Origin of the sequence: Prevotella sp. S7 MS 2 (genome assembly GCF_000762865.1) — a bacterium.
Classification (GTDB): Bacteria; Bacteroidota; Bacteroidia; order Bacteroidales; family Bacteroidaceae; genus Prevotella.
Window position 1 is genome coordinate 24640 of the sequence record NZ_JRPT01000057.1, and the last position, 8644, is coordinate 33283.

7 protein-coding genes are annotated in these 8644 nt (G+C 44.8%); 6 read left to right on the forward strand and 1 reads right to left on the reverse strand.

Annotation, left to right across the window (positions count from 1 at the left end; translation table 11 throughout):
• Positions 1-242: 242 nt before the first annotated feature.
• The 6 genes from ileS to HMPREF0671_RS09385 all read left to right on the forward strand — a co-directional run bounded on the left by ileS (position 243) and on the right by HMPREF0671_RS09385 (position 7855).
• Positions 243-3857, forward strand: a complete 3615-nt coding sequence (gene ileS, locus HMPREF0671_RS09360) for an isoleucine--tRNA ligase (protein WP_036899866.1) — start codon at positions 243-245, stop codon at positions 3855-3857.
• A 75-nt stretch (positions 3858-3932) separates the two neighbouring features.
• Positions 3933-4316, forward strand: coding sequence for a molecular chaperone DnaK (locus HMPREF0671_RS09365; protein ID WP_036899868.1), 384 nt, complete (start codon positions 3933-3935; stop codon positions 4314-4316).
• A complete protein-coding gene (locus tag HMPREF0671_RS09370; protein ID WP_036899870.1) occupies positions 4313-4984 on the forward strand; it encodes a lipoprotein signal peptidase in 672 nt (223 codons plus the stop codon). Before HMPREF0671_RS09365 ends, HMPREF0671_RS09370 begins: the two co-directional genes overlap by 4 nt.
• Entirely contained in the window at positions 4965-5912 is a 948-nt protein-coding gene (locus HMPREF0671_RS09375) for a DUF4296 domain-containing protein (protein ID WP_232223195.1), read from the forward strand. Before HMPREF0671_RS09370 ends, HMPREF0671_RS09375 begins: the two co-directional genes overlap by 20 nt.
• Complete coding sequence (locus HMPREF0671_RS09380) at positions 5912-6118, forward strand: hypothetical protein (protein WP_052052986.1); 207 nt, start codon at positions 5912-5914, stop codon at positions 6116-6118. Before HMPREF0671_RS09375 ends, HMPREF0671_RS09380 begins: the two co-directional genes overlap by 1 nt.
• An 87-nt stretch (positions 6119-6205) precedes the next feature.
• On the forward strand, positions 6206-7855 hold the full coding sequence (locus tag HMPREF0671_RS09385; RefSeq protein ID WP_036899882.1) for a dipeptidase: 1650 nt from the start codon (positions 6206-6208) through the stop codon (positions 7853-7855).
• Between the two features lie 165 nt (positions 7856-8020).
• On the opposite strand, the gene HMPREF0671_RS09390 is transcribed toward HMPREF0671_RS09385, so the two are convergent.
• A partial coding sequence (locus tag HMPREF0671_RS09390; protein WP_232223196.1) for a hypothetical protein occupies positions 8021-8644 on the reverse strand: 624 nt, incomplete at its 5' end.

The window sequence follows — 8644 nt, forward strand, 5'->3', positions numbered from 1 at the left end:
TTTAAGATTTGACTGCAAAATTACTCTTAAATAGGCAGATAGCAAAATAAACGTAATTGTTTTTCTTTTTCTGATGATTGAAAAAGAATGGGTGTGCAGGTACACCTTATTATTATATTAAAAAACAAAGCTTGTTTTGGCTGTGAAGTTTTTTTTGCTTACCTTTGCGCCCTATATAAAAAGCGCGTTGACGCTTACTTTCTAGATATTTAATTACGCAAAAATAAAATCGTAAAAGCAATATGGGTAAGAAGTTTACCGAGCATAATGGCCTGAATTTAACGCAGACCAATGATGATGTTTTAGCACAGTGGGAGAAGAAAGATATTTTCCATAAATCCATTGATGAGCGTGAGGGATGTCCTCAGTTCGTATTCTTTGAAGGACCACCTTCGGCTAATGGTCATCCGGGTATTCACCATGTGCTTGCTCGCGCCATCAAAGATACGTTCAATCGCTATAAGACCATGAAGGGCTTTCAGGTATATAGAAAGGCCGGATGGGACACACACGGACTCCCGGTAGAGCTCGGTGTGGAGAAAGAATTGGGTATCACGAAGAAAGATATAGACAATAAGGCTTCTGATAAATACATCTCTGTAGAGGACTATAACCATAAATGTCGTGAAAACGTGATGATGTTTACGCAGGAATGGCGTACGTTGACAGAGAAGATGGGGTACTTTGTGGATTTGGATCATCCCTATATTACCTACGATAATAAGTATATCGAGTCTATTTGGTGGCTTCTGAAGCAGATTTACAATAAAGGATTGCTCTATAAGGGCTATACTATTCAGCCGTATTCTCCTGCTGCCGGAACCGGATTAAGCTCGCATGAGTTGAATCAACCGGGATGTTACCGTGATGTAAAAGACACAACGGTGACGGCACAGTTCCTCATCGAAGAACCGAAAGAGGAATGGACGAAGTGGGGTAACCCCTATTTCTTGGCTTGGACGACAACGCCTTGGACGTTGCCTTCGAATACATCGCTCTGCGTTTCGCCCACTATCGACTATGTAGCTATACAGACTTACAATCCATACGATGCTAAACCAATGACCATGATTATGGCCGAGGCACGCGTAAATGCTTACTTGAAGCCGGAAGGCGAGGTGAGCGGTGATGCCGAGTTGCCAGCTTTTGCGCATGGAGATAAGGTCATTCCTTACAAAGTTATTGGTCGTTATAAAGGCGAAGAACTGTTGGGTATCAAGTATGCACAGCTGATGCCGTGGGTAAAACCATGCGAGAAGTTGAACGATCTCTCTGCCCCTTATGTACAGGAGTATGCTCAACAGCATCCCGAAAAGGTATTTACAGGTGAAGATGGACGCGATAAGTTCGTCGAAATGGAAAGCGAAGCCTTCCGTGTAATACCCGGTGACTACGTTACAACAGACGATGGTACGGGTATAGTACATATCGCTAACACTTTCGGAGCAGACGATGCGCGTGTGGCTAATGCCGCTCATGTGCCGGCATTGTATCTCATTAGTAAGAAGGGTGAGACTCGTCCAATGGTTGATTTACAGGGTAAATACTACTTGATGGATGAGTTGGACGCTAATTTCGTGGCTCATTGCGTAAATGTAGAAGCCTATCAGCACCATGCAGGCGACTATGTGAAGAATGCATACGACCCCAAATTCAATCCTAACGGAGTGTGGGATAAGGTGGCAACAGAGAAGTCTGAAGACCTCAATGTCATCATCTGCATGGAGATGAAACAAGAAGGTACGGCCTTTAAGATAGAGAAACACGTGCACAACTATCCCCATTGTTGGCGTACGGACAAGCCTATTCTCTATTATCCATTGGATAGTTGGTTCATCAAAGACACTGCGAAGAAAGAACGTATGGTTGAGTTGAACAACACAATCAATTGGCATCCGGAGTCAACAGGTACCGGTCGCTTTGGCAACTGGCTTGAGAATCTGAACGATTGGAACCTTTCTCGTTCACGTTTCTGGGGTACTCCGCTTCCAATATGGCGTGATGAGAACCGTGGTGAGAAGTGTATCGGCTCATTAGAGGAACTTTACAGCGAGATAGAGAAGAGTGTTGCTGCCGGCGTTATGAAATCTAATCCGATGAAGGATAAGGGATTTGTGCCCGGTGACTATTCTCAAGAGAATTATGATAAGATAGATCTTCACCGTCCATATATTGACTATGTGGTGCTGGTGAACGACGAAGGACAGCCTATGCATCGCGAGATGGACTTGATAGATGTGTGGTTTGATAGTGGTTCTATGCCTTATGCACAGTTGCATTATCCGTTTGAAGGCGAGATGGCATCGGGTACTGAGGCAGACCGTGAAGCCATGGTGAAGAGTCAATATGAGGGCACTGCTATTGCTCCTAAGTTCTTCCCGGCCGAATTTATCAATGAAGGTGTAGACCAAACTCGTGGTTGGTTCTTCACATTACACGCTATCGCGACGATGGTTTTCGACAGTGTTGCTTTCCGAAATGTTGTCTCTTCCGGTCTTGTATTGGATGCTAAGGGCAACAAGATGAGCAAGCATGTGGGGAATGTTGTTGATCCTTTCGAGATGATAAACAAGTATGGAGCAGACGCAGTACGCTTCTATATGCTGACAAACAGCGAACCTTGGGACAACTTGAAGTTCGATGCTACGGGTGTAGACGAGACTCGTCGTAAGTTCTTTGGAACGCTTTACAACAGCTATTCATTCTTTGCGCTGTATGCAAATGTTGATGGTTTCGACCCCGAAGCAGCGGCTGTTGCCCATGATAAGCGCCCGGAAATCGACCGTTGGATTCTCTCTTGCCTTAATACTTTGATAAAGAAGGTAGGCTATGAACTTGAAGATTACGACCCAACTCGTGCCGGTCGACTCATCGAATCGTTTGTTAACGATGATTTGAGTAACTGGTATGTGCGCCTGAACCGTAAACGTTTCTGGGGCAAAGAGATGGATGAAAACAAGCTAAGTGCTTATCAAACCCTCTATACATGTTTGATGACGGTGAGCAAACTGCTTGCCCCGATGGCTCCCTTCTATGCCGATGAACTGTATCATGACCTTGGTGGTGAGCTTGAAAGTGTGCATTTGGCGCATTTCCCCGCTGCAGATGAGGCGTTGATAGACTCCGCTTTGGAGGAACGTATGGAGATTTCGCAGAAGATAACATCCATGGTTTTGGCTTTACGTCGTAAAGTTAACATCAAGGTTCGCCAACCGTTACAGCAGATTATGATTCCTGCTGTCGACGAGCAACAGAGAGCTTACATCGCAGCGGTATCCGACTTGATTAAGAACGAAGTAAATGTGAAAGAGCTAAACTTCGTTGAAGGGCAGAGCATGTTGGTGAAGAAGGTGAAGTGTAACTTCCGTGTGATGGGTAAGAAGTTTGGTAAACTCATGAAGGAAGTGGCTGCTCGTATGGACAGTCTCAGCCAAGAAGAGATTGCAGCGTTTGAATCTAACGGCAATATCCAGTTGGCCGTGCAAGATCAGAATGTTGTTGTTGAGGTGGCAGATGTAGAGATTATCAGCGAAGATATACCCGGGTGGCTCGTTGCAAACGAAGGAAATCTGACGGTAGCGTTGGAAGTTGAGCTGACAGACTCATTGCTCAATGAGGGTATGGCACGCGAACTTATCAATCGTATACAGAATCTTCGCAAGTCTTCGGGTTTTGAAATCACAGATAGAATCGTGGTGACTGTTGCGCCGAATAAGCGCTCCGACGCTGCTATTGCTGATTTCTGTGACTATATTAAAGCTCAAGTTTTGGCCGATGAACTCCTGATTGCCGACAATGATGGGTCGGAGATTGAGTTCGAGGAAGACAAGCTGAATATCAAGATAGAACGAAAATAGAAAGTGACTAAGTGGGAGATGGGTTTCAAAAGAACTCGTTTCCCATTTTTTGTTCAACGCAATAATCACATAATTATGGACAAGAAAGTGCGTTATTCTGATGAGGACTTGGCGGAATTCCGCGGTGTCATCAACGATAAATTAAAGTTGGCTCGTCGCGATTACGATGGTATGATGCGACAACTGATGAATCTTGATGGTAATGATGTGGACGATACGTCTCCTACTTATAACAAGATGTTGGAGGAGGGTAGTGCCAATCAGAGCAAAGAAGAGATGATACAGCTGGCTCAACGACAGCAAAAATTTATCAAAGGACTTGAAGCTGCACTCATACGCATAGAGAATAAGACCTATGGTATCGACCGTATGACGGGCGAACTCATACCCAAGGAGCGTCTTCTTATAGTGCCTCATGCAACTCTTAGCGTCGCTTCGAAGAATGCACGCAAGCGATGAATAGACTGAGAGTGCATTTGACTGATGGGCGATTGGCCTTTATCTTGATTCTTGCCATCATTATTATAGATCAGATTATCAAGGTAGAGGTCAAGACAAACATGTGTCTTGGTGAATCCATTCATGTGACCAATTGGTTCTATATCAGTTTTATAGAGAACAATGGTATGGCTTATGGCATGACTTTGGGTAGCAAGTTGGTATTGAGTATCATGCGTATTATAGCTATTGGCTGTATCGGATGGTATATCAATCGGGTTATCAGAGAACGCCATCATACCGGATATGTCATGGTACTTGCTATGATTTTGGCGGGTGCAGCGGGCAATGTCTTCGACTCAATGTTCTACGGTTTGTGTTTCAATGAGTCGTCTCCTTTCGTTGTTTCCCACTTTGTAGACTTTGGTACCGGCTATGCTTCTTTCCTTGAAGGGAAAGTGGTAGACATGTTTTATTTTCCTTTGATAGTCACTACATGGCCTGAATGGGTGCCGTTTTATGGTGGGCAAGAGTTTATTTTCTTCTCGCCGGTGTTTAATTTTGCCGATGCTTGTATCAGCGTCGGAGTCGTTTTATTGCTGATTTTCTACCGTAAAGATTTGGAAGGAATGGGTGATACTTTCAAGAAGTCATTGCCTAAGAAAGTGAATGAACATACAGAATCATAACAGTATTGTCCACACAGCCATGTCATTGCGTATGTTTGGCTTGCTTGTAGTGCTGGGTTTGTTGGTTTTATCTTGCAAGCCCACAGTACCATCAGGCATTATCCAGCCTGAAGAGATGGAAGATATTCTGTACGATTATCATTTGGCTGAGGGTATATCTGCATCGCCCGGAGGCGATAGTAAAGCTTTTGTTACCTATCGGGAAGCCGTGTTTAAGAAGCATGGTATCACTTCTGCCGAGTTCGATTCATCCATGGTCTATTACTTGAGACATACCGAGAGTCTGGAAAAAATATACGAATCGCTGTCCAAACGATTGAGTGATGAGTCGGCATCTCTTGGTGGTAGCCAAGGAAGTGGGGCTTATGGGATGCTCTCGGAGAATGGAGATACGGCCAACGTATGGCGTGGTGAGCAATCTATGGTGTTGTCGATGTACGAGCCATTCAATCTTTATACATTTACTCAAGCGGTCGATACGGCTTATCATCAGGGCGATCGCCTCGTATTGGATTTCGATGCTCAATACATATTCCAAGATGGTTCGCGCGATGCTGTGGCTGTTTTGGTGGTGAAATATCAGAATGATAGCATCGTATCACAGGTGGTTCATATCAGCGGTGGAAGCCATCAATCGGCTACAGTTGAGGATGCCGGGAAGTTGGGAATCAAAGAAGTGAAAGGCTACTTCATGCTTAATACGCGCTCAAATATTTCATCGCGGTCTTCTACTACTTTGCGATTGCTGCTCATCAATAATATTCGGTTGATTCGTATGCATGTGAAAGCGGAGCCACAGGTGGTATCTCAAGATAGTACCAAGGTTGCAGGAAAGACGGATACGGTACCTCCGACATCATCATCGATGCCGGATGAACGTCCGAGAAGGGTGCCGCCGGTACGAGTACCTATGGGAGGAGTCCACTAATGCAGGAATTATCGCAGCGCATTAAGCGTATAGCAGTGAATACATTGTTGGTAGACGAGTTCTCTATACACCCTGCTGTGGTGGAGTTACAAGGTAACCGTGTACTCTCATTCCAGCCTTTGACCGAAGAGATTGCCATGACAGAATGGGTTGGAGGTACGTTGCGACTGAAAAAAGAGGGACGTGTGTACAAGGTCAGCATGTAGTCTGCTTATGCTTTTATGGTCTTGACGAAAGGAATCTTGACAATTTATTATATAGCAAATAACAACGTTTTAATGGATATTTTAGATATGGGAAAGAGAAAGATGTCCCTTCTCATCATGTTGATGATGTCAACATGGGGATTGGCATGTACTAATTTCATTGTTGGAAAGAAAGCCAGTGTGGATGGTAGTGTGATGTGTACATACAATGCCGACGACTATGGTATGTTTATAGGACTATGCCATTATCCTGCCGGATTGCACGCTAAAGGTGAGATGCGTAAGATTTATGACTGGGATTCAAAGGTATATCATGGTGAGATACCGGAAGCGCCAGTTACTTATAATGTCATTGGTAACATCAACGAGTTCCAAGTTTCCATTGGAGAAACTACTTATGGAGGTCGTGAAGAAATGGTCGATACCACCGGTATTATCGACTATGGTTCGCTTATTTATCTTGGATTGCAACGTTCGCGTACGGCTCGTGAGGCTATACAGGTGATGACTAAGCTTGCCGAAACCTATGGTTATAACAGCGAGGGTGAGACGTTTACCATCTGCGATCCCAACGAAGCGTGGATAATGGAGATGATGGGAAAAGGTCCGGGTAGCAAGTCTGTGGTCTGGGTTGCCCAGCGTATACCCGACGATGCTATCTGTGCGCATGCCAATCAGAGTCGTATTGGCAAGTTTGACATGAAAGATAAGGCCAACGTGATGTACAGTAAGGACGTTGTTTCGTTTGCTATTTCTAAAGGTTGGTATAGTGGTAAAAAGGCCGACTTCTCTTGGAAAGAGGCTTATGCCAAGCCCGATTTCTCCGGACGTCGCTTTTGTGACGCTCGTGTATGGTCGTTCTTCAACCGCTTCAAGGCTGGTTTTGAGCGCTATTTGCCATGGGCTGAGGGGAAAGATCCCAATGCAGAGGATATGCCATTGTGGATTATCCCCGATAAAAAATTGAGTCTGCAAGATGTTGAGATGGCCATGCGTGACCATTATGAGGGTACTCCTTTGGCTACCGACAGTGCGGATATGGGCAGCGGTATTTGGCAAATGCCATATCGCCCAACGCCGTTGATGTTCAAGGTTGATGGTAAGGAGTATTTCAATGAGCGTCCGGTGAGCACACAACAGACAGGCTTCTCGTATGTAGCACAGTTGCGTGGATGGTTGCCAAGGGAAATTGGCGGTATTCTTTGGTTTGGTAACGACGACGGCAATATGGTGGCATATACACCTATTTATTGCGGTAATAAGATACAACCTAACTGTTATAATACGCCCGGCGCCGATGCTGTGACATTCTCAATGGATAATGCTTACTGGGTATGTAACTGGGTTAGCAACATGGTATATCCTCGCTACAGCCAAATGTTCCCCGAACTGAAGGCTGTACGTGATAGTCTTGAGCAGTCGTATGTGGCAGCACAGAAGGGTGTGGAAGACAAGGCTATGCAGCTTTATACATCGGATAAGGCGGCAGCAGTGAAGTATCTCAATGATTATAGTAACCAGCAGGCAGAGCAGATGTTGGCGCGTTGGAAACAATTGGCTATGTATCTCATCGTGAAATACAACGATATGACGGTGAAACCTACCGATGCCAATGGTCGATTCAAGCGTACCGCTACAGGACTCGGAGCTCGCGTCGTGCGTACAGGATACCCCGATGCATTTGCGAAAAAGCTGGTTCAATCTACCGGAGATAAGTTTGAAGTACCTCGAAAGTAATTTATTGGATTTGTTGCAGAGGTTTGTCAGCATTGTTGTTGAGCCTTTGCAGCATTGCTGTTTGGCTTTCGCAGAGATGTTGCGAAATATCTGCAGTAATCTCATACAAAATGAAAAAGGATGACCATCAGGCCATCCTTTTTTATTATAATATTTGGTTTGAAATTACAAACCAAGTTTCTTCATAGCATCGCCAGCTGCTTTTGAAGCGGCTTCGCCAGCTTTTTGTTTAGCAGTTTCCTTTGCTGATTCAACGGTTTCGTTGGCCTTTGTCTTAGCAGCTTCTTTGGCTGCGTCTACCGTTTTGGCTGCATCTGCTGCGCCGGCTTTAGCTGCATTGACAGCATCATCAGCTGTTGCGGCAACGTCGGTAGGCAGATTCTTAATACCAGTGATAAGTGTATTCACCGTAGCATTGTCTCCAACGACGCTCTTGATTTGGTCAGCGTGCTCTGTAACGAACTGTTTAACGGTCTCAGCATATTTCTTAGCCTCTTCTAAGTTGCCGGATTTAACGAGTTCAGCATACTTAGCCTTTAAGTCGGTAAGTGTCTGTGTTAGGTCTTTACCGTTCTTTTCGGTGAGTTGGGTGTTCAATAAGCTAATGACATCTTGAGCTGATTTAACAGCGGTTGCGGCTGTATCAACAGCAGTTGCTACTGAATCTGAATCAACAACTTGTGATGCACTCTTGGTCTGATTGCCACAGCTAGCCAATGTCAAGGCTACAGCTATGGCTGCAAAAAAGATTTTTTTCATTGCGTTCTCTAATTTACGCGAGTTCGGGAT